The sequence below is a fragment of the Sellimonas sp. genome, from assembly GCF_047234585.1.
Taxonomy (GTDB): domain Bacteria; phylum Bacillota; class Clostridia; order Lachnospirales; family Lachnospiraceae; genus Sellimonas; species Sellimonas caecigallum.
The window spans coordinates 1-22,135 of record NZ_JBKSWG010000015.1 but is presented as its reverse complement, the minus strand read 5'-3'; the positions used below and the strand labels follow the sequence as shown (position 1 = coordinate 22,135).

Sequence of the window (22,135 nt, the reverse complement as noted above, 5' to 3'; positions counted from 1 at the left end):
ATGCATATAAATATTGATATTTCAAAAAGAATGATGTATTATAAAAATAACAGAAAATATAAGTTGTGAAAAAGATATGAACAGATAAATTGAGCATACATGTGCGAGGAGGGAAAGAGTATGAAAAAAGTATTAGTGATGATCAGCGGATTTTTCTTGTTGCTTTTGAGCGCAGCAGGATGTGGGGAAGAACCGAAAGAAAAAGAAGGAAACAAGATTTATTATGAAGAAGCAAATATTCCTCTTCCGGAGGGAACGGAGTTACTCTATGACATATATGAAGATGGAGGCGTTTCTGTTCTTGGAGATGCGGGAAACGGAATAGGTACTTTTTCTTACAGTGAGAAAGACAAAAGTTGGGAGCAGACAAACGAGCCATGGGAAGAGCTATCAGACAGTGTGATTATCGATGCAAAAGTATTCAATGAAGATCAGACTTACGTTTCCGTACTCAAGGATGCGATGCTTACCCAGGATAAAGAGGCGTGGAGTCAGCTTGCTGTCAAATATTACGTGCTACAAAAGGACGGAGGAATGAAGGAAATTCCGATGGAACTGCCGGCGGAAGATGACCAACAGCAAAAAAATATATTTCAGTGTATGATCTGTGACGAAGATATGCTGATAGGGAAAGACAATTCGGACAGCATCTACTGTTTTTCATTGGACGGACAGCAAAAATATAAAATTGAAGAGACAGAATCTATCAACGGAATGGTAAAAGTCGACGGGCTTCTCTATGTAGCTTTCAGTTCCCAAGAGATTCTCTGTCTGGATGCAAAGTCCGGTAAGCCGGCAGATGGCGAAGAAAAGATCAAACAGTTTCTGGAAGTGTCCGACGGAGAATATGTCATTCGAGGAACAAAGGAGTCCATATACAAGATCAACAGCAAGAAAATGTATCGGTACGATCTGGAAAAAAAGACGTCAGAACAGCTGCTGGATTTTTCCCATTATGGTCTGAAAAATGGATACAATTTTAAGATAATGCCGGATGAAAATGGAGATATTTATGTTTTGTATCTTCTGCAGGATGGAACATACGTACTTGGAAAATATATTTATAAAGAAGAAGGGATCGAGGTCAAAGCAGAGGCGTTTACGATATACAGTCTGACAGAAAATTATGGCCTGCAGCGGCAGGTGGATCTTTTCAGTGCCAAATATCCGGAGATACGGATTGAAATAAAATATGGCTTGTCCGGGGAAGACGGGACAACAAAGGCAGATGCATTAAAACTTCTCAATACAGAACTGCTGGCTGGAAAAGGATACGATCTTCTTTTGCTGGACGATCTTCCTGTGGAATCTTACATTCGAGAGGGAATGCTGAAAGATCTGAATGAGATAACAGATATGGATACGCTTAGCGATGACCTTTTTAAAAATATGTTGGAGCCCTATGCCGATGAAAAGGGTCAATATGCTGTCCCATGCGGTTTCCTTTTATATGGAATCGTAGGAAAAGAAGAATATGTAAATTCTTTTGCAGATACCGATGATTTTCTGACTTTGGCTGAAAATACCGGTCTTCCATTTGCAGTCCATGATTATAACTTGTCCGAAACTGCAAATATCATATATCTCCAGCATGCTTCCGAATGCTTCAGAGATGATGGAACAGCAGATCAAGAGAAACTGAAAGAACTCTACTCCTATTTTGACAGAGTCTATCGTATTTCCGGTAATTCTTTCGGCGAAGAGTTGCAGGAAGATGGAATAGGAAATGGATGGGAAATCAATTCTATGGATCGGGCAATCGAATGGATCTATTATGACAAGCTGCCGTTTGTTATGGCTCCGTATATGTCGTCAGATGGGTTGAAAGCGGCAAAGTTTTTGGAGGATGAGCAGGGCTATTCCTGCGGATACCTGGAAGAAGAAGGAGAGCTTCTCTATAACGACCGGATGATCTTTGGAGTTCCTGAGAATACTGAGCAGGAGGAGACGGCAGGGAAATTTATCGAGTTTGTCCTGAAGGAAGGATTAAGGAAGGCAAGCAGTAATCTGATGATACTTCCGGTAAACCCTACTGTTCTGGAAGCTCAGCTGAAACAAAGTTTAGACGGAAAAGATATTTATACGATAAGCAGTTTTGGATATGAATCAGATTCGGAAATGACCGATGTCAAAGGAAAGACATGGAAGGAAGAAGAGTGTAAAAAACTTCAGGAAAAAATAAGTACGGCAAAGAAAGTAAAGTATGCTGAGGCTGAGGTACGGGAAATGGTCATAGATGGAGCCAACGATTACTGCCTTGGAAAGAAAACACTTGATGTGAGTGCAGAAGATACGGCGAGGACACTAACGCTGCGAAATCAGGAATAAAGATAATAAAAATAAGAACTGCCGGGGATGTGATTCTCCGGCAGTTCTTTATGCAAAAGAAATGTTTCTTAGACTACTGCAAATATTGATCCAACACTGCTGCGTCCTTTTCCACGACGTAGTTACTTCCGCCTTTACCATCTACGCCATCCACCATACTCACAAGAAGGATTGGCTTGGAAATGTTGGCATCGGTCGTAAAGACGCTGAACCATCCGATTTCATGCCCTTGTGTTCCCTGTTCTGATTTTAGTTCTGCTGTCCCGGTTTTTCCGGCAAGAGTCGTGTCATCCCGGTGGGCTGCGTACCCTGAACCTTCCGGTTTGTTGACAACAGAAATCAGGTCATTTACAAGGAGAGACGTATTTTCCGGGGAAATCGCTTCGGAAATCCATACTTCGGACTGGGGATCGTCTTTGTAGAGGAGATAAGGCTTCAGCATATTCCCATTGTTGGAGAAAGCAGTGTACATGGATGCTAGATGCAGAGGATTTGAAAGGATTTCGCCTTGTCCATAACCACTGTCTGCAAGCTGGATTTCATCTGTGATCTCCCCGTCGTTATCGTACTGGGAAGCAGTCATCCGGATTTCAAAAGGCAGCTCTTTGTTGAATCCAAACTTTTCAAGGCCGGCCGTAAACTTTTCTGCACCAAGGTTTAAAGCAGCCTGTGCGAAGTAGATATTGTCTGAATAGACAAGGGCGTTTTCCAGGTTGACTGGAGAGTAACCCTGGAGGGTTGTGACAAAGTAGCTTCCCCAGCTTTCGTCTTTCTGCCAGCTTGTCCCCTGACTTCCGCCGCTTTCATTCGGATTGATGGTACCCTCGGCAAGACCGATTGCCGCGGTAAACGGCTTCAGAGTAGATCCGGGAGCAAACGTCTGGCGGAAGCGGTTATACAGCGGCTTTTTCTCGTCGTTATTGAGCGCGTCCCACTCGCTGTTGCTAATACCAAGGATGAATGCATTGTTGTCGTAGGATGGTGTGCTCACGAGGGCCAAAACTTCTCCAGTGTAAGGATTCATTGCAACGGAAGCACCCTCATCCTCCCGGAACTGGTCATAGAGAGACTGCTGAAGAGACGCGTCGATGGTAAGTTTGATGGTCTCGCCGTCTTTCTTTTCTCTGTAGGCCAGGATCGATTTCTGTTCTCCGTTTTCGTCTTCGATGGCGATGGTGTAGCCATTTTCTCCGCGAAGTTCTTTCTCATACAGAGATTCCAACCCGCTTTTTCCGATGACGCTGTCAGACGTATAGCCTTCACCTTTGTGTTTTTCCAGATCTTCGGCTGTCACGCTTCCAGTGTAGCCAATCAGATGCGAAGCACTTGCACCAAGCGGATAGCTGCGCACTTCTGTGGCAGTCAGTTTCACACCAGGTATTTCGAGGAGCTGATCCACAAGCGTCTCATCGGACATGGAAATCGTGGAAAGAGGAACAAAAGAATCATCCGAAACCCAGTTCTGAGACAGAGATGACTGGATCGAATCTTCTGTAAGGCCAAGAAGGCCCGCAAGTTTTGTGATATCGGCGGATGCATCTTCGTTCATTTTTCCGGGAACGAGACCACAGGACCAGGCTTGTCCGGTTCCTGCAAGGACGGTATTGTTTCGGTCTACAATCTGCCCACGGGCAGCTTCGTCAGAATAAATGCGGACTTTATCTTCTGCAGACAGATCCGGGAAGATGACGCTGTCAGTCCATTCAAGTACGTATCCCCTGTCTTTGTCCCTTTGAAAAGTGGCTGTGTTATCAAAGGAAATCTCCCCGCCAAGGCTCTGCATGACAGTTGTGTAGGAGACGGTTCTTTTTGCACCATCTTCTTTCGTTTCTTTGATCTCGATCTGTATGTCTGATGCGCCGATCCCTTCGTAAATATTTTCATTGCGTGATAAAAACTCTTTTTTCTTCTCGGAATCCGGATCGATCATTTCATACATCTTTTCATAATCCTGCTTTTCGATATAGGACATGTAGGTTTTGAGAAGTTTCTCCGGTTCGGGTCCTTTATTTTTCCATTTGAAGAAGAAAACGGCCACTGCAAGCAGAGCAATCACAAAGATGATCGGAATGAGGATCCAAAGTATCCGTTTTTTGGGATTTCGGTGTTTCCTTCCTCTTCGTCTTCGTCTTGACATAATTTCCTTTCCCCTCCTTATATTATGTGGTAGTACCATTATATTTCAAAGCCAGGATGATTGCATCTCATTTTTACAATTTAAGAAAAAAATAAAGAAAGAAAGGACATCGTTTTTTCAAAATTTCATCACAGCTTTAACAAACACATGCTTTATAGTAGGTATTGTAAAAGAGAAGCAGTGAAAAAAGGAAGTGACAGTTATGAAAACAAAATGGAATAAAATGTTGAAAACAACAGTGGCTGTAACCGGGTGTGCCGTTCTATTCGGCGTAATCGGCGGTGTCGCATTTCAGGGAGTAAATTATATCGGAGGAAAAATAGGAGAAGGAAATCAGATTGCTCAGGCAGATACGAGCGGACTTACCCAGGTGTCCGATTCAGGGACAACCGAAACCGACCTGACAAAACTTGTGGAGGAATCCATGCCGTTCGTTGTCTCCATACAGAGTATGAGCGTACAGGAGGTAAAGGATTTCTTCGGAGGGACGCAGCAGCAGACTCAGGAGGGAGCAGGGTCCGGTTTCATTATTGGCGAAAAAGACAATGAACTTTTGATCGTAACAAATTATCATGTGATTGAGGGCGCTGATACTTTGACGGTAACTTTTGTAGATGAAACAAGCGTTGAAGTCAATGTGAAAGGTACAGATTCAGAGAGGGATCTGGCTGTTGTAGCCGCTTCACTTGACGATATTGGAAGTGACACAAAGTCTCAGATCAAAACGGCTACACTTGGAAGTTCCGATGATCTGCAGGTGGGGGAAGAAGTCATTGCTATCGGGAATGCACTTGGATACGGGCAGTCCGTGACAAACGGTATTGTAAGTGCGAAAGACCGGGAAATCGACGGATATAATGGAAAGCTTATTCAGACGAATGCGGCTATCAATCCGGGAAACAGCGGCGGTGCTCTCTTAAACAGCAAAGGAGAAGTTGTCGGAATTAACTGCGCAAAGATCAATGATCAATCTGTTGAGGGTATGGGATATGCAATTCAGATATCGGATGTGTCCGGAATCATTGAAGACCTGATGAATCAGGCGACAAAGGAAAAGGTGGCAGATGAAGAACGAGGAAGTCTCGGGGTACAGGTATTGGATATTGATGCTGCCACAGCAGAACAGTATCAGATGCCGGAGGGTGTGTATATCAGAGGATTTACCGAGGGAGGCAATGCAGAAGAAGCTGGACTTCGGCAGGGATATATCATTACGGGAATCAATGGTACAAAGGTATCGACTGGAGAAGAGCTGCAGAATCAGCTAAGCTACTGCAAGGCGGGGGAAACCGTTACATTGACGGTACAATATCCGGACAACAGCGGAAGTTATGCAGAAAAAGAAGTGGAAGTTACCCTTACCAATACTTCAGGACGATAGAGAGCACGGAGACAGTACCAGGTTTTGTCTTGATTTTTCTTACTGATGCCCATATAATAGGCTTGTATGTCAGGACAGGAGTGATGGGATGAGAAAGAATCAAAAGATACATCGAAACCGATGGTACGAAATCAGCCTGGCGGATGGCAGCACAAAGATTGTAAAGGGGCAGCAGTCCATCCCGGCCGCCAGAAAAAAATATAAAAATCAGATCCGGTCTATCCGAAGGATATCCTTGGAAAGATGGAATCAATACCAGGAAAGCATGTATGGAAAGTACCTTGCTTTCCTGGATTTGGAATACAACACAGGAGAGGAGCCGGGAATTCCCACAGAGATCATCTCTGTTGGGATCGTCGTGGCAGACAGAAAAAATCTGAAAAAGAAAGAGACATACTACTCTCTTGTCCATCCGAGGATCAACACAACACTAAATCCATATTGCATGGAACTTACAGGCCTTAAGCAGAAGGAAATCGACCATGCACGTTCATTTGCGGAAGTGTTTGCGGAGGTAGAAGAATTTTACCGAAAATGGGGAATCCGGCAGACCTATGTTTACGGAAATGCAGACAGTCCGGTTCTGCGCAACAACGCAGAGCTGAACGAAATCCCTGATAAAGTCACATATCTTACAGACTGCATAAAAGATATTGCAGAAGAGCTGTTTCTGTCCCTGTTTGACAGAGAGGGGAGTATTTCTTTGGAAAAACTGGGAAGAGTGCTCGATATCAGACTTGATGGGGAATGGCATAATGCGCTGTATGACGCAGAGCTTTTGTGGAGATGCCACAGCGCTGTAATTCACAAAGAAATTCCGGAAAATTTGTTGACACAGGCAAAAAATGAACTTGCGCTAAAAGAAATCTATATGCAGAATCGAAGATTCGACGAAGTGAAATCTGGTTTCCCGGAAGAAAAGAAAGCGGTTACGGAAGAAATCATACAGGAACTCAGAAAAGCGGCAGCTCCGAAAAGTATGAAAGAGACGGCAAAACTGCTGGCGCTCTGTGACGATATCCTCGTGCTTACCGGAGAAAGACCTCGTTATCAAAAAGAGTACACGGAATTAATTTAATATACAAAGAACAAAAAGACAGCCTTGCAGTCCGAGGTTGTCTTTTTTCTTGAAAAAATCTTGAATAAACAGTAAAGAACAGTTGACAACAGTTATATACTGTTCTATACTGTTTATAAGAAGGGGGTTTGATAATGAAACTGATCATTAACACTTCCTCAATGGTTCCAATTTACGAACAGATCATAGATCAGATCAAAGCGATGATCCTGAATCACACGCTTCAGGAAAATGAGATTCTTCCATCTGTTCGTGCGTTGTCAAAAGAACTGAAGATCAGCGCCCTCACTGTGAAGAAAGCGTACGATAATCTGGAACAGGAGGGATTTACGGTCACAGTTCACGGAAAAGGAACGTTTGTGGCAGCAGCCAATACCGAATTGATGAAAGAGGAACAGAGAAAAGAAGTGGAAGCCGAATTTGAACTGGCCATTCAAAAAGGCAGACGGTATGGCATGGACAACGAGGAATTGAAAGAAATATTTGCACTCATTTTGGAGGAATAGGCTATGTTGAAGATGAAAAATGTGAAAAAGAATTATGGAAATTTTCAGCTTGACTGTACACTGGAAGTGCCGGATGGATGTATTACCGGTCTGATAGGGGAAAATGGCGCAGGGAAAAGTACAACATTTAAAGCTATTGAAAAATTGATTTTTATCGACAGCGGAGAAATAGAAGTGTTTGGAAAACGCCATACGGAGATGACACTGGAAGACAAAGAGAAGATGGGAATCGTGCTTTCCGGAAGTATGTTCAGTGAGATTTTGAGCGGGAAAGAGATCATTCGGATCATGGACAGCATGTACCGTAATTTCAGGAAAGATCGTTTTGTAAAACTGTGCGGGAAGTTATCTATTCCGTTGGATCAGAAGATCAAAGGATTTTCTTCCGGTATGAAGGCGAAACTAAAAATCGCCGCCGCGCTGAGCCACGAGGCAAAATTTCTCATACTGGATGAACCAACGGCAGGACTGGATGTGGTGGCAAGAGATGAACTTTTAAATCTTCTCCGTGAATACATGGAAGAGGACGCCGGACGCTCTATTTTAATCAGCTCCCATATAGCAGGGGATTTGGAAGGACTGTGTGATGATCTCTATATGATACACAATGGAAAGATCATTCTGCATGAAGAGACAGATATTCTGCTCTCCAATTACGGATTGTTAAAGGCGGACGAAGAACAGTTTCGCAAACTTGACAAATCCTATCTTCTGCGGGTAAAGAAGGAGCACTACGGCTACAGCTGTCTGACAGACCAGATTCGATTTTACAGAGAAAACTATCCGGATATGGTCATCGAAAAAAGCGGTATCGATGATGTAATCATGATGACGATCAAGGGGGAAGAAATATGAAAGGATTATTGGTAAAAGATTGGTATCAACTAAAAGAGATCAAACGGCTTATTGTAGTCATGGTGCTGGTATGTCTCTTTCTGTTTATCGGAAATGGGGGCGAAGGAAATTCCATCTCTTTTATTTTCGGATATCTGATGATCATGATGTCCATGATGGCTGTTATGACGATCGGTTACGATGAGATGAACAATGGTTTTCCATTTCTCATGACATTCCCGGTAACACGGAAGCAGTACGTAATAGAAAAGTATGTACTTGGAATTCTTCTTCTGCTGCTGGGGTGGATCTTCGGGATGGTACTTAGTATAGGAAATGAGATGCTCAATACGCCAAAAGCAGAAAGCCCTTTGGTCATCCTGCTTCAGGGAGTCATTTTCTTTGCTGTAGGGCTGCTGTTCATGAGTGTTTCTATGCCGATTCAGCTGAAAATGGGCGGGGAAAAGGGCCGGATCGTAGCTGTTCTGATCCTGATGGCCCTTACCGTCGCTTTTGTCCTTGGAGGCAGAGTGCTGGGAAAAGCGGCGCCAGAAGTGCTTCAAAAAATTCTGAAGAATATGAATGTCTTCATGTCCGGAAACTTTTTTATACCGGTTGTCGCAGCGGTGGCAGCACTGTTCGTCATTTTATCTGCGTTCATTTCGGTCCGTATTATGGAGAAAAAAGAGTTTTAACCGTGTTTTGATGCTTGTTTTACCCTTTCGTGTTTTCTGAATTGCTGATCCGAAGCTCCCGTTTTCTTACATTTTTTTGGATCAGCTGATACAAAATCGTTGTGAGCGGAACACCGATCAGCATACCCCAGATACCCATAATCCCGCTACCGACACTGATCGCCACTAATACCCAGATTCCGGGCAGCCCGATTTTTCGGCCTACGACCCGCGGATAGATCACGTTGCCTTCAAACTGCTGCAATACAATGAGAAAAACAAGGAACAGGAGTGCTTTTCCTGGAGAAATAAACAACAGGAGAAGCACGCCGATCGCGCCGCCGATATAGGCTCCCAGTATCGGTACAAGGGCAGTAAATGTGATGACTACACTGATAAGCCCGGCGTAGTCCAGGTTTAGTACTGTCATCCCACAAAAGCATAGAACACCGAGGATGAAGGCTTCTTTGCACTGCCCGGCAATGTAATCTTCAAACACCTGGATGATTGTCTGAAGCAGAGATTTTACCGGTGCGTGGAACGATTGGGGAACATACACGCGAAACAGTCTTCTGCACTGTGAAAGAAGCCGATCTTTTCCACTCATGATATAGATGGAAAGGGCGATCCCTATAAAAGCTGTCGCGACACGGATATAAAATTGGCAGTGATCTCCACGATCTGAGGAAATGTCTATGGAGAAAACTACCAGGAAAAAGAAATGAGTGTACCAAAAAAGATATTCTATGGAATTCTGCGAGTTGTAACAATCTTTTTTACAAAGAAAAACACGATTCAGCTTGTACGTCCAGAAAATCTGTTTTCTAAATTCCGTGAGATATTTGTGACGGGATTTTCTACATTCTTCATTGATATTGCCATGGGCGTGCTGACTATTTTATATTTCATCTGTAAGATCGGGCGGACACTGGTCGCACACATACCTTGATACACCGATAATCGTCTTTTTGAGAAAAAGAGCAAATTGCTGAGGCTGGATGCAGTCTTTTGTTGTGATCCATTTTTTAAATGAACAAACGATGGCGTCGGTGTAAAACTCGGCATATGGATGTACCGATTTTTCTTTTTCCCGGAATGTAGTATCGTTTTTTTCTGCATTTCTGATCTCCTCTGTAAGTAACAGCAAAATCATATTGCTTGTATGAATGGATCATATTATATTTTATCTTAAGAGAAGAAGAGGAGAATGTCATTGGACACGGATGGGAAAATGGGGGAATTTTGGACAATTCTGCAAAATTGTGTATCAATAGGATTCTAAATAACAAAAAGAGGAGACAGAGAGCGTGAAAGAAGACCTGATTTATGAGATCCTTTCGGTCGTAGAAGAGATACCGGAAGGGAATGTGGCGACTTACGGGCAGATTGCAAGGCTGATCGGAAGAGAGAAAAATGCAAGGCTTGTCGGTAAAGCCCTCAGCGTGGCCCAGTATTATGGAGACTACCCCTGTCACAGAGTTGTAAATCATGCAGGAAGACTTGTTCCGGGATGGAAGGAACAGGGGGAGCTCCTGAAAGAAGAAGGTGTACCGTTTCGGGACAGTACACATGTGGATATAAAAAAATGTATATGGGACTGTTAGGAGGATGTCTTATTTCTCTCGTAAAACCACGGCTTTGGAAGCACTTCGGCGGCGTTCATCGCTTAGTTTGGCGTAATGTTTCTTTGTGGTATTGACGTCGGCATGACCGAGTACATCTGCTACCAGATAGATGTCTCCGGTTTCACGGTACAGGGCAGTGCCATAGGTACTGCGAAGCTTATGCGGAGTAATTGTTTTCACAGAGACAGCAGAGCAGTATTTCTTTACCATTTTTTCCACAGCATCGATGCTGATCCGCTTTTTCTGACCGGAAAGAAATAGTGCATCTTCATGGCCGGAGAGGGGAGCGATGCCGTTTCTCTGGAGCTCCAGATATTCTTTCAGCGCCTTTTCCACTTCCTCGCCGAAGTAGACGATCATTTCATTTCCACCTTTCCGGATGATCCGGATGCCGTTATTTTTAAAATCTACATCCTGAATGTTCAGCCCAACCAGCTCAGAAACTCGAACGCCTGTTCCGAGCAGGAGAGTAACGATTGCGATATCACGGTATTTCTGTTTTTGATAATGATACAGCTTCACACCGGTCAGATCATTTCCATAATTTTCAATATAATCCAGAAGTGCTGCAACTTCATCGGTATCTAACTGGATGATCGCTTTTTCCTTGATTTTCGGCATATCGACAAGACGAACAGGATTATTGCTTAAAAGTTCCCGTTTGCAAAGGTAGTCATAAAAACTTCTAAGGCAAGACATTTTCCTGGCAATTCCGGTACGGGAATTGGTTTCAGTCCGGTTGTCAGGCGTGCGGTAGGCTTTGAGATATTCTTCAAATTCTTCGAAGTCTACGGGTTTTAGCATAGCAAGATCCTGAAGAGAAATCTCGGAAAGCGGTTTGTCATGAAGCGAAGGATTGGTTTCTTGAAGAAAACGGAAAAACACACGCAGATCATACGCGTATGACAATCTGGTTTTATCAGATGTCGTAGGTTCCTTGGCCCGGAAATATTCCTTTACGTAAGGAGGAAGTTCCGATAAGAATTCACGAAGCCGTACAGTATTTTCAATTTTTACTTGTTCACGGTAGGAAACAGGTTTTACCATAAAATATACCTCCAAAATGATGTCTGTATGAATCAGTCCAAAATATGGTTTCTGAGAGTAGTTTAACATAAAACAATGGAAATTACCATACTTTTTCGGATAAATCTGTATTTGTCCGCCAAACTATTTTCAAAGATAAACTGCTGTTTTGACAGATACAAAACAATAAATACAGAAAAAAGTCATGAAAACCTTCTGTGCAAAATATGCAAGGCTCTCATGACTTTTCCCGTGTTCTCTCCAACTTTATTTATTTCAGCCCCCGCAAACATCTTCCTGTTCGAGGAGGTCTTTACAGGTATCGAGCATATTCTGGCTTCCCAAAGCACACAGCGACAGCTGTTCGCAAAGTTTACTTAACTGTTCGGAAAATTTGCGTAAGTCTTCGTTGGTTGTACGTAAAACTTGGCTGTGAATTGCCTGTTGCTCTTCCTCTGTTACTTCAGAACAGAAAAAGCCAGCTTACGCTGACTCTTTTGATAGTGTTCACAATCCCATCAACTGGGATTTTCGATTTCTTTTAATTTTCTGCAGACTGCATCATATGCAAGATATGGATCTTCTATCTCCCGGACTGTCTCTTCCATTGGACAAAATCCGGTGTTTGTCCGATTTCTTATGGCAGGAGTTTCTGTGCCGCATGTGAAAGGAATGCCGTTTTTATGAAGAACTGCAGAAGCGGCCTTGCTTATGACAATAGCGTAGACTTCTTTTACTCCAAGAAGCACATACAATAGCGCTGCTGCTTTTCCAACCACTTTGTCTGCCACGGAAAAATCATGTACATTACGCTTGGTTTCAATCAGCCTAAGCAGAGGCTTTACTCCGCGTTCTGTACTTGTGATATAGGAGTCTCCTTTACAAAATACGCAGGTATAACTACCTTCTTTTAACATTTTGGCTGCTGTCTGTGTGTCGTGATGCATCCTTGCTTATCTCCTTCCAGTCTTTTCGCTATTATGCAATTATACAATATATAAATGACAAATTGCAAACAATTTCCGATCTTTTCAATCGGCATTGTGGTTTGTTTTCGTTTTATGTAATCTGTCTGCTCCGGAAGATTTTTACAGATCCACAGGCAAACAACGTTGCAAGGAGAAGGGATGCCATACCGTAGACAGCATAGGTCCATACAGCCTGGTTTCCCGGAAGGTATGTCATCATCCCATAGAACTGAACATAACGGATCGGGAAAAAGCCGATAAGAACAGTCGAGATCCCTTTTTCGTATACGGAGATCATGGAAGGAGCCAGAATGACGACGATCGAGATGATGATTGCCGCGAAAGATGTAAGTCCTGAGGATAGGATAAAGGCAGTAAAACCAGACAGTAAAAGCCCTGCATAGGACACAAAGATAGCGAGAATCATCATCTGTCCGATGGATATAGAGATACCTTCCATACCATTTACAAGGGCGCTCATACTGACATCAAATCCGTTGACAGGGAAGATGATGAAATTTTGAATCACAATGATCATAAGGGAAACAAGAAAGAGGCCTGTCATGAGAAGAAAGGACATGATGCATTTGGTCGGACCGATCTTTTCTTTTCCAAATCCGGATGATACGATCCATTCGTGTGGATCCTTCGTCTGCATATATGGTGGAAAAAATCACAGCAGCAATCAAAAAGAGAAACATCATGGAAGATCCGATATCATGGACGGTCTCCACATAGAAATCCGCCATCTCAAGACGCGGAAGTTCATCCATACCTGTTAGATCTTTTACACTGTGCAGTACTCCGTAATCATCTACAAGGCGTTCCATGACAAAGTGTGTCGCAAGAAAGTCTTCCAATGTTGTGGAAATGTCCTGAGGCCGTCCTTTGTAAAGAAGGCAGCCCTCCTTCATGATAAGGATATCAGTGGCAATATGTTCGATATCAGAGACAATGTGCGTAGAAAAAAGAATGATTCGTTTTGCTGAAAAATCCTGAATCATATTTCTAAAACGTATCCGCTCTTTTGGATCAAGCCCTGCTGTCGGTTCATCCAAAATAAGGACAGCAGAATCATTCAGAAACGCCTGAGCGATACCAAGCCGTTGTTTCATCCCACCTGAAAATGTTTTGATCTTCTTTTTCCCGATATCGGAAAGACCTACCGCTTTTAATAGAGTCCCAGTGCGTACTGATGCCTCATCAGATGGCAGGTGTTTCAGGGCAGCTACGTACAAAAGAAAATCCGGTGCTGTCATATTAGGGTAATATCCAAAATCCTGAGGAAGGTAGCCGATACGGTTACGGTAGCTGCTCCCTGCCTGTCGGATATCCATACCGTTATAGGTAATCGAGCCGGACGTCGGGTCCAGGATATCGCAGAGCATCCTCATAAGCGTCGTTTTTCCCGCTCCGTTTGCTCCGAGAAGTCCGTAGATTCCAGGCGTCAATGTGACACTTAAGTTGTTTACAGCAGTTTTTGATTTGTATTGTTTGGTAAGTTGGTTGATTCGCAATTCCAGTGCTTCCATAACAGAACCCTCCTTTGAGTTGTTATGGAAAGCATAACAGGAAAAACGAAAGAATTTTCTTAGAAAAATCAGAAGATCAGAAAAAGAAATCCTTTACTTCATCAAAAGAACGGACAGGCGGCTGGGATGTCTGATGGGGACCAATCTGCTTTTCCATCCAGACCATATCGTACCAGCGGGAAAACTTATAGCCGCAGCTTATAAATCTTCCAGTAAGCCGAAATCCCATATGACTGTGGAAGCGCATACTGTCTTCCGTAAGATACGGATCTTCCTCTTTTGGAGCTGCGATACAGGCATACACGTTCAGAATGTTCTGAGCTGCAAGGACAGACTCCAGTGTTTTATAAAGAGTTTTTCCAAGTCCCTGCCTTCTCCTGTCTTTTTTCAGATAGATGGAGATCTCACAAGACCAGTCATATGCTGCACGGGTATGGAACGGGCCTGCATAGGCATAGCCGACGATGGTTTCCCCTTCCTCCGCCACGAGGTAAGGATACCGATTTAGTGTCTGTTTGATGCGGCGCTGAAATTCTGGGATGTCGGGAACATCATACTCAAATGTTACAGCTGTCTCCTTCACATAAGGTGCATAGATCGATATCAGATCTTTTGCATCTCCCGGAACGGCAGGCCTGATTATCAGGTTATTCGTATACATGGAAATATTCTCCTTCTGGGTAGTTGTTTCATTGATTATACCTCATTTTTCAAAAAGGCTCAATCTATCCGGAAGTATTTGTGGACAAAGAAGAAGGATCCGTTTTCGGAAGTGTGATTTCTGCCTTAAACAAATCTGCTTCTGCAGAAATTCGAAGACTTCCATGCTGAAGCTCCACAAAACTTTTGGCTATGGCAAGGCCGAGGCCAGAGCCTTCCGTATTCCTGGAGGCGTCTCCTCTCACAAAACGATCCGTGATTTCTTCTGTGTCGAAAGTGATTTCCTCCTGGGATATATTTTTCATGACGATTCTGACATTGTCTTCCGATTCTGTCATGCTGATGTATACCCGGGTGTGCGGCATGGAATATTTGGATATGTTCACAATGAGATTTTCAAAAATCCGGTATGTTTTCTGACTATCCAGCCATACGATGATCTTCGTATCCGGAAGACGAAAACGCATCTCAAGCTCTGCTTTTTGAAGGTCACTCTCATATTCCAAGCAGACTTGTTTTAACAGATCCACAATATCTATTTTCATATATTGGAGTGTTGCGGAGCGGCTTGTGGCTTTGCTGATCTCAAAGAGATCCTCTATCAGGACTTTCAGACGGAGCGATTTGCGCTCCAGTACGTCGATGTACTCTTTGCGCTTTGCTTCGTCTTGTTCTGTTCTGACAAGATCGATGTACGTGATGATCGCAGTAAGAGGAGTCTTCAAGTCGTGGGAAACGTTTGTGATAAGCTCTGTCTTTGTCCGCTCACTTTTGACTTCCTCTTTTACCGCCTTTTGAAAGCCGTGCTGGATTCGCCGGAGTTCCTCTTGTACCGGTGCGAAAATCCCGACATCTTCTGTGAGCGGCTCATCCAACTTTCCTTTAGCCAGTGCTCTTGTCGCTTTCAGTATCCCTTTATACTGTTCCTGGATCTTTCGGAAATATCGCCGGAGAAACACAAACAACACGACTGAATACAAAGCAAAAGCCCATATGCCTGTGACACCGAACAGTGAGATCAGAAAAACAATAACAAAATTGATTCCTACGATTCGGAAAATCGTACGGTTTGTCTTATCCTGGAAATCAAGATGGAGAAGGGCGTCATACTGTCTTTTCAGAAATGTCCGGATACGTCCAATGACAGTTTCAGTACCATCTCTTAGCCTGCCTCCTCCGTTTTTGACCCACACGACAAAGGCGACGATAAGAGAACGTTCCTGGAAATATTTTTTCTTCATAGTAAAGACCGGAAGGATACATATAAAGGCCCAGTAAAAAAGCGCAAACACGAAAAACCACACGATGATATTCACAGCCATAGGCAGGATATTATTTCCGATGGCGGCTTCCTTGGGCAGAATCTGAAGGAATTTGTGCTGTGTTGTCGCGTAAACCATACCGGCAAGATATCGGTTTACAGAAAAAATGATCAGGCATATGAGGCACGCAGTCTCAGGAGGAGCTTGAAAGATAACCGGATAACCTTTTCCCATTTTCCAACCATCCTCTTTCCTGCCAAGAACAAAAAGGACGAAGGAAGCACCCGCACAGACAATCCCGATGCACATTAGGTATAAAAAAGAAAAGGATCCTGTATTGTAAATTCAAATTCTAAAGGTCGTTTGGCAAAGTTTCGAAAGAATTTCTTAAGATAAAATTTTGCATCGAACTCATCGTGAAAGAAAAAAAGAGCCGCCCACAGCGGGTATGTGCTGCGAGACGGCCCAATGGGAGAGCTTAACTATACAGATAACTTATTACAGATTACTTATATTCCGTATCATAGTACATGATGATCAGTGACTGGCCTGGTATCAGACCACTTGACTTCATGTGATTCAATTTTTTCAGTTTTTTTACATATGCATCATCGGATTGTTCAATGCTGGTATTATATTCTTTTGCAAGTCCGTGGAGGGTATCTCCATCTTTGACCTCAATATTTTTATAATATTCAAAATAGACAGGATCCTCCGCCCGGTTACCTTTTGCATTGGACAATAGCGTCCCTGCCGACAGAACCGATATGGATGCAAACAAGATTACGGCTCCGATGAGGAGACGAAACCGAAAAGCTGCTTGTCTTTTCTTTGATATCTTTTTCTTATTCCCTCTCTCGGCCCTTGTCATGGATATTTGATTTCTACTGCTGTTCTTCATAACTCCCACTCCTTTTCCGTATCATATCTGTACGGACTTCGATTTCTCTTTTGTCCTATCTTATCCATAAATGTTCACTTCTATGCGCAAACAAATGTTTGCGAACATTTGTTCTTTTTTGTAATTAAAGTATAATACACGAACGTATGTTTGTCAATATAGTTTTTTAGAATCTGTTTTTCATGTAAAAAGAGCCATTGCTCCGGCAGATTTATCATCTGCTTTTGCAATAGCTCCGCTTTATCAAATTTATTCTCTTTTATTTTAATGCCTTGCCGTCCTGAAATGCGTTGCCAACTTTTTCGCCAAGCCGGATATAAGCATTGTTAAATGGATCGAATGTAATCGGCGCTGCTTTTGTGACGTCTACATTTCCCTGTTCGTCCAGGACACGTTCATCCACACTGACATTCACGATCTCGCCTACCAGGCGGCATGTCTCTTCATCGTAGCTCTTCAGTCGGCATTCAACTGCCACTGCGAGTTCTTCGATCAGCGGTGCATCGACAAATTCTGATTTGACAGCATGGAATCCGGCTTTTTCAAACTTGTCCGCCACTTTGTTCCCCGATTCGATACCCACATAGTCACAGGCCGTCATATGCTCCACGTCTGCCATGCTGACTGTAAAAGCTTTTCTCTCCAGAATGTTTTTCGTTGTTTTGTGGCCTGCACTGATGCACATAGAGAGTTCATTGCCTTCGCTGATTCCGCCCCATGCGGCATTCATTGCATCCGGTGTACCGTCCGTACCGTATGTAGCAATGATAAATACTGGTTGTGGATAAGTGTACGGTTTTACTCCAAAGTTTTTTCGCATTTTTGTTTCCTCCTGTTTTACACTGAATCTTGTACTATATCTAGTATAACACTCAAACGAATATTCTTGCAAATTTTTCCATTTGCATATTTTAAATTTTGACGATTCGAACATATTTTCCGAATATCTGTTTGCTTTTGCAGACAGTATATGGTAGAATAAATAAAAGATACGAAATTCAGGGGGATTTACATATGGGTAACGGCAATATCACAAAGAAGCAGTCTGAGATTTTGGAATATATCAAAGGACAGATTCTAACGCGGGGCTTTCCTCCGGCGGTTCGGGAAATCTGCGAGGCTGTCAATTTAAAGTCTACTTCTTCTGTCCATTCACATCTTGAAACACTGGAGAAGAATGGGTATATCAGACGGGATCCGACGAAACCACGTGCCATCGAAATTCTGGACGATAATTTTAATCTGACTAGGCGGGAGATGGCAAATATTCCGATCATCGGCCGCGTCGCTGCCGGAGAACCGCTGTTGGCAGAACAGAATATCGAAGACTATTTTCCGGTTCCGGTGGAAAAGCTGCCGAATGCCCAGACTTTTTTCCTTCGTGTTAAGGGAGACAGCATGATAAATGCTGGGATTTATGACAAGGACTATATTCTTGTGGAGCAGAAAAGTACAGCGGACAATGGGGAGATTGTCGTGGCTATGGTAGATGACGGAGCCACTGTAAAGAGATTCTATAAGGAGGATGGACACTATCGTCTTCAGCCGGAGAATGACACCATGGATCCGATTATCGTTGATGATGTGACAGTTCTTGGAAAAGTGATTGGCCTGATGCGCTTTCATGTTTAATCAGAAAATAAAAACAGAAGGGTATGAAAAAATGATGTTTCGTTTTTTCGTACCCTTCTCTTAAATATATCTCTTTATTTTAAATCATCCAGCATAACCGTTTTTCCGTCTTTCCAGATTCGTTCCAGATCGTAGAAAAGCCGGTTTTCTTTATCAAAAACGTGGACAATGATATCGCCGAAATCCAGGAGAACCCAGCTTCCGAGACCATATCCTTCCCGCTGCTTTACTTCGTATCCTGCTTTGGCAAGCTCTTCTTCTACATTGTCAACAAGAGCCCGAACCTGGCTGTCACTGTTTCCGTTTGCAATGATAAAGTAGTCTGCAAGAACGCTTACTTCCGAGATATCGATGACACGGATATCTTCGCCCTTTTTGTCATCCAGTGCCTTGTAGGCAAGTGACGCCATTTTCTTTGAATTGTCTAAAGCATTGCTCATACAATTGCTCCTTTCCATAATTCTTATAAGTGCATTTGTTCTTTATAATATAAATAGGTTTTTTCCGTCAGCGGATCAATTGAGAGATCGCGTGTGTGGAGATAAGCGAGTGAGTCTTCCAGAATGCGGAAGAGACACTTGTCTAGATCCTGGAATGCCAGCTCTCTTACCTTGGAAAGATTTGGAGCTTCATTTCTGCCTGGCTCAATGAAATCAGCAATATAAATAATCTTGTCCAACAGTGTCATATTTGGTTTTCCCGTCGTGTGACAAGCGATGGCGTTCAGAATCCGCTGATTTTCCACATGATATTTTTTGGCGGCAAGAAAGGCCCCCAACTTTGCATGGAGAAGGCTTGGATTTTGATATTCGCTCTCTGAAATACTCAAGTGATATTTGGCACATAACTTGATCTTCTTCTGAGAAGGAATACATTTTGCACAGTCATGCAGTAAGCCGGCGATCATGGCTTCATCCATATCATAACCATACCGCATCGCAAGCGAAGCTGCTGTGTACATTACTCCGAGTGTGTGCTCATATCTGTCCTGATCCAGATATTTCTTTAATTTTTTACGCATTTTGCTGATTCTCTGATTCATCGTTCCCATCTCCATATATATGATTTTCTCTTATATAATCAGCAACACCATCCGGAACAAGTCCTTCTATAGGATGGTTCCTTTGGATCATCTCACGGATTTCACTGGAAGAAACTTCAAAAACCGGAGATCGTGACAGAAGGATCTGTGCATGATATTTTTCCTCCAGATAAGAAATCTGTTTTTTCATATCCTGATCTGTCTCCTTACTGTCTCTCTTTGCGGCAATGACAGTACAGCAAGAGAGGAGGCGATCGGGGTGTCCCCATGTTTCCATCTGAAACAGGGAATCCGCTCCGATGATAAAGTAAAAATCCCGGTCCGGATAACTTTTACGAAATTCTTCCATTGTCTGGTATGAGTATGATACCGTCTTCTTTTCGGCCTCGTATGGCTGGATGCTGAACTTCGGGCAGTCCCCTATGGCGATCCGGACCATTTCAAGACGGTCCGATGTGCTGGTTCCGATGGATTCCTGCCGTTTGTGAGGAGGATTGCCGTTTGGCATGAACCAGATTTCATCCAGACCAAATTCTTCCATTACGTGTTCAGCGAGCATCAGATGTCCGTTGTGTATCGGATTGAACGTGCCTCCCATGATACCGGTCTTCATGCTGTTACCTCGGAAGTTCGATCTTTTTCTTTTCTTTTTTTCCCTCTTTGTACAAGACAATCTTTTTTCCGATAACCTGCACAACCTGGGAATGCGTACGTTCTGCAAGGCTGTCCGCCATTTCGCGCGGATCGTCGGCGCAGTTCTGCAGAACGTGAATTTTGATCAGTTCTCTCGCTTCGAGTGCTTCGGCCACGGCCTTCGTAAATTCAGGAGTCATGCTTGATTTCCCAATCTGAAGGATAGGATCTATCGTCATGGCCAGTCCCTTTAAGTATGCTCGTTGTTTGGATGTCATTGAATCTATTCCTTTCCTATTTGTAATATTCAAAACTAAGTCCGTACATGCGAATCGTATCGCCCTCTTCTACTCCGAGAGCTTCCAGCTTGTCCAGGATACCAGTATCTTTCAGGAATTTCTGGAAGAATGCGAATCCTTTTTCGGAATCCAGATTCGTATAGCCAAGCATTTTTTCGATCTTCGGACCTTCTACTACGAAAACACCTTCCTCGTCTTTTTCCACTGTATATGGCAGATCAGCCACAAGAAGTTCGTCTTCCGGAAAGAACTCCTGCTCGAAAGTGATCGGTTTTGCATCCAGGTGTTTTAATTCGTTGTTGACGTACCAGAGGAGATCACGAATACCTTCGCCGGTCACGCCGGAGATGGCAAATACACGATATCCTTTTGGCTCAAACTCTGCACGGATCCGTTCTACAGGATCTTCGTCGCCGCTGTAAACAAGATCTACTTTATTGGCAGCAATAACCTGCGGACGTGCGGCAATCCCTGCATTGTATTGTTCCAGCTCTTCATTGATCTTATAAATGTCTTCAATCGGATCTCGCCCTTCGCTTCCGGCCGCATCCACGACATGGATCATCATCTTGGTACGTTCGATATGGCGAAGAAACTCGTGACCGAGACCAGCTCCCTGAGAAGCGCCTTCGATCAGCCCTGGGATATCGGCAAGTACGAATCCCTCTCCGTCTCCCAGATCCACAACACCAAGGTTCGGTGCGAGGGTTGTAAAATGGTAATTTGCAATCTTTGGATTAGCATTGGTTACTCTGGAAAGGAAGGTGGACTTCCCTACGTTTGGAAATCCGATCAGCCCAACGTCCGCGATGACCTTGAGTTCCAGATTTACCCAAAGTTCCTGGGATGGCTGCCCCGGCTGGGCATATTTTGGAACCTGCATGGTAGATGTGGCAAAGTGCTGATTTCCCAGTCCGCCCTTTCCGCCTTTTAAGATGACCTGACGAGTGTTTTCTCCGGACATATCGGCGATCACTTTTCCGCTCTCCGCTTCCCGGATGATCGTCCCTTCCGGGACACGCAGGACAATATCTTTTCCATTGGCGCCGTGACACCTTCTTTTTCCTCCCGGCTCCCCAGGCTGGGCACAGAATTTTTTGCTGTGCCGGAAATCGACGAGGGTATTGAGACCTTTATCCACTTCGAAGATAACATCTCCGCCTTTCCCGCCGTCTCCTCCATCAGGCCCGCCGTTTGGAACATACATCTCTCTACGGAAACTTACATGCCCATCTCCGCCTTTTCCTGATTTTATAAAAATTCTTGCTCTGTCTGAAAACATGATTTTTCCTCTCAAAAATTCAATTCTGCTTGTGTCATAGTTAATTATATAGATGTTGGAGGTAAAAAACAAGGCTTCAAACCAAGAAGATTTGAAGCCTATTATTAAGACCTTCCCGTGAAAAAACACGAAAATCGACTGATGCCTGCTATTCAGCTACAGGATAAACAGAAACCTGTTTCTTGTCTCTTCCTTTTCTTTCGAATCTGACAACACCGTCTGCTGTAGCGAACAGTGTATCATCTCCGCCGCGTCCTACGTTAAGACCCGGATGGATCTTTGTTCCACGCTGTCTGTAAAGGATGTTTCCAGCTTTTACAAACTGTCCGTCTGCT

Annotated in this window: 25 protein-coding genes; 9 read left to right on the top strand and 16 right to left on the bottom strand. The window is 43.5% G+C overall.

Features of this window, described 5'->3' with window-relative positions; genetic code table 11:
• The first annotated feature begins 120 nt into the window (after positions 1 to 120).
• A complete protein-coding gene (locus ACLROL_RS07630; protein WP_413067627.1) occupies positions 121 to 2,328 on the top strand; it encodes a hypothetical protein in 2,208 nt (735 codons plus the stop codon).
• 73 nt (positions 2,329 to 2,401) lie between these two features.
• Here ACLROL_RS07630 and ACLROL_RS07625 read toward each other — a convergent pair whose 3' ends face one another.
• Positions 2,402 to 4,465, bottom strand: a complete 2,064-nt coding sequence (locus ACLROL_RS07625) for a penicillin-binding transpeptidase domain-containing protein (RefSeq protein WP_413067626.1) — start codon at positions 4,463 to 4,465, stop codon at positions 2,402 to 2,404.
• Between the two features lie 202 nt (positions 4,466 to 4,667).
• Between ACLROL_RS07625 and ACLROL_RS07620 the strand changes: the two genes are divergently transcribed.
• The 5 genes from ACLROL_RS07620 to ACLROL_RS07600 all read left to right on the top strand — a co-directional run bounded on the left by ACLROL_RS07620 (position 4,668) and on the right by ACLROL_RS07600 (position 8,959).
• A complete protein-coding gene (locus ACLROL_RS07620; RefSeq protein ID WP_413067625.1) occupies positions 4,668 to 5,846 on the top strand; it encodes a S1C family serine protease in 1,179 nt (392 codons plus the stop codon).
• Between the two features lie 88 nt (positions 5,847 to 5,934).
• A complete protein-coding gene (locus tag ACLROL_RS07615) occupies positions 5,935 to 6,924 on the top strand; it encodes an exonuclease domain-containing protein (RefSeq protein WP_413067624.1) in 990 nt (329 codons plus the stop codon).
• A 134-nt stretch (positions 6,925 to 7,058) separates the two neighbouring features.
• A complete protein-coding gene (locus tag ACLROL_RS07610) occupies positions 7,059 to 7,430 on the top strand; it encodes a GntR family transcriptional regulator (protein ID WP_413067623.1) in 372 nt (123 codons plus the stop codon).
• A 3-nt stretch (positions 7,431 to 7,433) separates the two neighbouring features.
• Positions 7,434 to 8,285 carry an ABC transporter ATP-binding protein gene (locus ACLROL_RS07605; RefSeq protein ID WP_413067622.1) on the top strand — a complete coding sequence of 284 codons (852 nt, stop codon included), beginning with the start codon at positions 7,434 to 7,436 and terminating at the stop codon, positions 8,283 to 8,285.
• Entirely contained in the window at positions 8,282 to 8,959 is a 678-nt protein-coding gene (locus ACLROL_RS07600; RefSeq protein WP_413067621.1) for an ABC-2 transporter permease, read from the top strand. Before ACLROL_RS07605 ends, ACLROL_RS07600 begins: the two co-directional genes overlap by 4 nt.
• A 19-nt stretch (positions 8,960 to 8,978) precedes the next feature.
• Here the strand turns inward: ACLROL_RS07600 and ACLROL_RS07595 are convergent, their stop codons facing one another.
• A complete protein-coding gene (locus ACLROL_RS07595; protein WP_413067643.1) occupies positions 8,979 to 9,572 on the bottom strand; it encodes an AI-2E family transporter in 594 nt (197 codons plus the stop codon).
• A gap of 87 nt (positions 9,573 to 9,659) precedes the next feature.
• Here ACLROL_RS07595 and ACLROL_RS07590 point away from each other — a divergent pair, with 87 nt between their 5' ends.
• Entirely contained in the window at positions 9,660 to 9,887 is a 228-nt protein-coding gene (locus tag ACLROL_RS07590) for a hypothetical protein (protein WP_413067620.1), read from the top strand.
• A gap of 358 nt (positions 9,888 to 10,245) precedes the next feature.
• Entirely contained in the window at positions 10,246 to 10,542 is a 297-nt protein-coding gene (locus ACLROL_RS07585) for an MGMT family protein (protein ID WP_087200504.1), read from the top strand.
• A 9-nt stretch (positions 10,543 to 10,551) separates the two neighbouring features.
• Here the strand turns inward: ACLROL_RS07585 and ACLROL_RS07580 are convergent, their stop codons facing one another.
• The 8 genes from ACLROL_RS07580 to ACLROL_RS07545 all read right to left on the bottom strand — a co-directional run bounded on the left by ACLROL_RS07580 (position 10,552) and on the right by ACLROL_RS07545 (position 17,732).
• Positions 10,552 to 11,610: a tyrosine-type recombinase/integrase gene (locus ACLROL_RS07580; RefSeq protein WP_413067619.1), complete on the bottom strand. Its 1,059-nt coding sequence runs from the start codon at positions 11,608 to 11,610 to the stop codon at positions 10,552 to 10,554.
• A 497-nt stretch (positions 11,611 to 12,107) separates the two neighbouring features.
• Entirely contained in the window at positions 12,108 to 12,536 is a 429-nt protein-coding gene (locus ACLROL_RS07575) for a DUF1893 domain-containing protein (protein ID WP_087200508.1), read from the bottom strand.
• Positions 12,537 to 12,648: 112 nt separating this feature from the next.
• Entirely contained in the window at positions 12,649 to 13,038 is a 390-nt protein-coding gene (locus tag ACLROL_RS07570) for a hypothetical protein (protein ID WP_413067618.1), read from the bottom strand.
• Between the two features lie 7 nt (positions 13,039 to 13,045).
• Positions 13,046 to 14,089 (bottom strand): ABC transporter ATP-binding protein, encoded by a 1,044-nt coding sequence (locus ACLROL_RS07565; protein WP_413067617.1) that lies wholly within the window; start codon positions 14,087 to 14,089, stop codon positions 13,046 to 13,048.
• Positions 14,090 to 14,165: 76 nt separating this feature from the next.
• Positions 14,166 to 14,750, bottom strand: coding sequence for a GNAT family N-acetyltransferase (locus ACLROL_RS07560; RefSeq protein ID WP_087200518.1), 585 nt, complete (start codon positions 14,748 to 14,750; stop codon positions 14,166 to 14,168).
• Positions 14,751 to 14,814: 64 nt separating this feature from the next.
• A complete protein-coding gene (locus tag ACLROL_RS07555) occupies positions 14,815 to 16,245 on the bottom strand; it encodes a histidine kinase dimerization/phospho-acceptor domain-containing protein (protein WP_413067616.1) in 1,431 nt (476 codons plus the stop codon).
• A gap of 271 nt (positions 16,246 to 16,516) precedes the next feature.
• The gene (locus tag ACLROL_RS07550) at positions 16,517 to 16,912 is read right to left on the bottom strand and encodes a LysM peptidoglycan-binding domain-containing protein (RefSeq protein WP_087200537.1); all 396 of its coding nucleotides are present in this window, start codon (positions 16,910 to 16,912) and stop codon (positions 16,517 to 16,519) included.
• Between the two features lie 259 nt (positions 16,913 to 17,171).
• Positions 17,172 to 17,732 carry a flavin reductase family protein gene (locus ACLROL_RS07545; protein WP_221919865.1) on the bottom strand — a complete coding sequence of 187 codons (561 nt, stop codon included), beginning with the start codon at positions 17,730 to 17,732 and terminating at the stop codon, positions 17,172 to 17,174.
• A gap of 194 nt (positions 17,733 to 17,926) precedes the next feature.
• On the opposite strand from ACLROL_RS07545, the gene lexA reads away from it, so the two are divergent.
• Entirely contained in the window at positions 17,927 to 18,544 is a 618-nt protein-coding gene (gene lexA / locus ACLROL_RS07540; RefSeq protein WP_087200547.1) for a transcriptional repressor LexA, read from the top strand.
• A gap of 74 nt (positions 18,545 to 18,618) precedes the next feature.
• On the opposite strand, the gene rsfS is transcribed toward lexA, so the two are convergent.
• From rsfS to ACLROL_RS07510, 6 genes are all read right to left on the bottom strand, one after another.
• Positions 18,619 to 18,984 (bottom strand): ribosome silencing factor, encoded by a 366-nt coding sequence (gene rsfS / locus ACLROL_RS07535; RefSeq protein ID WP_087210801.1) that lies wholly within the window; start codon positions 18,982 to 18,984, stop codon positions 18,619 to 18,621.
• Positions 18,985 to 19,007: 23 nt separating this feature from the next.
• Positions 19,008 to 19,586 carry a bis(5'-nucleosyl)-tetraphosphatase (symmetrical) YqeK gene (gene yqeK, locus ACLROL_RS07530; RefSeq protein ID WP_087210798.1) on the bottom strand — a complete coding sequence of 193 codons (579 nt, stop codon included), beginning with the start codon at positions 19,584 to 19,586 and terminating at the stop codon, positions 19,008 to 19,010.
• Entirely contained in the window at positions 19,558 to 20,199 is a 642-nt protein-coding gene (nadD, locus tag ACLROL_RS07525; RefSeq protein WP_087210795.1) for a nicotinate-nucleotide adenylyltransferase, read from the bottom strand. The genes yqeK and nadD overlap by 29 nt, the downstream gene beginning before the upstream one ends.
• A 4-nt stretch (positions 20,200 to 20,203) precedes the next feature.
• A complete protein-coding gene (gene yhbY, locus ACLROL_RS07520; protein WP_087200556.1) occupies positions 20,204 to 20,497 on the bottom strand; it encodes a ribosome assembly RNA-binding protein YhbY in 294 nt (97 codons plus the stop codon).
• Between the two features lie 16 nt (positions 20,498 to 20,513).
• Positions 20,514 to 21,800, bottom strand: a complete 1,287-nt coding sequence (gene obgE / locus ACLROL_RS07515; protein WP_087200558.1) for a GTPase ObgE — start codon at positions 21,798 to 21,800, stop codon at positions 20,514 to 20,516.
• 148 nt (positions 21,801 to 21,948) lie between these two features.
• The coding region (locus ACLROL_RS07510; protein WP_413067615.1) for a 50S ribosomal protein L27 at positions 21,949 to 22,135 on the bottom strand (187 nt) is incomplete at its 5' end.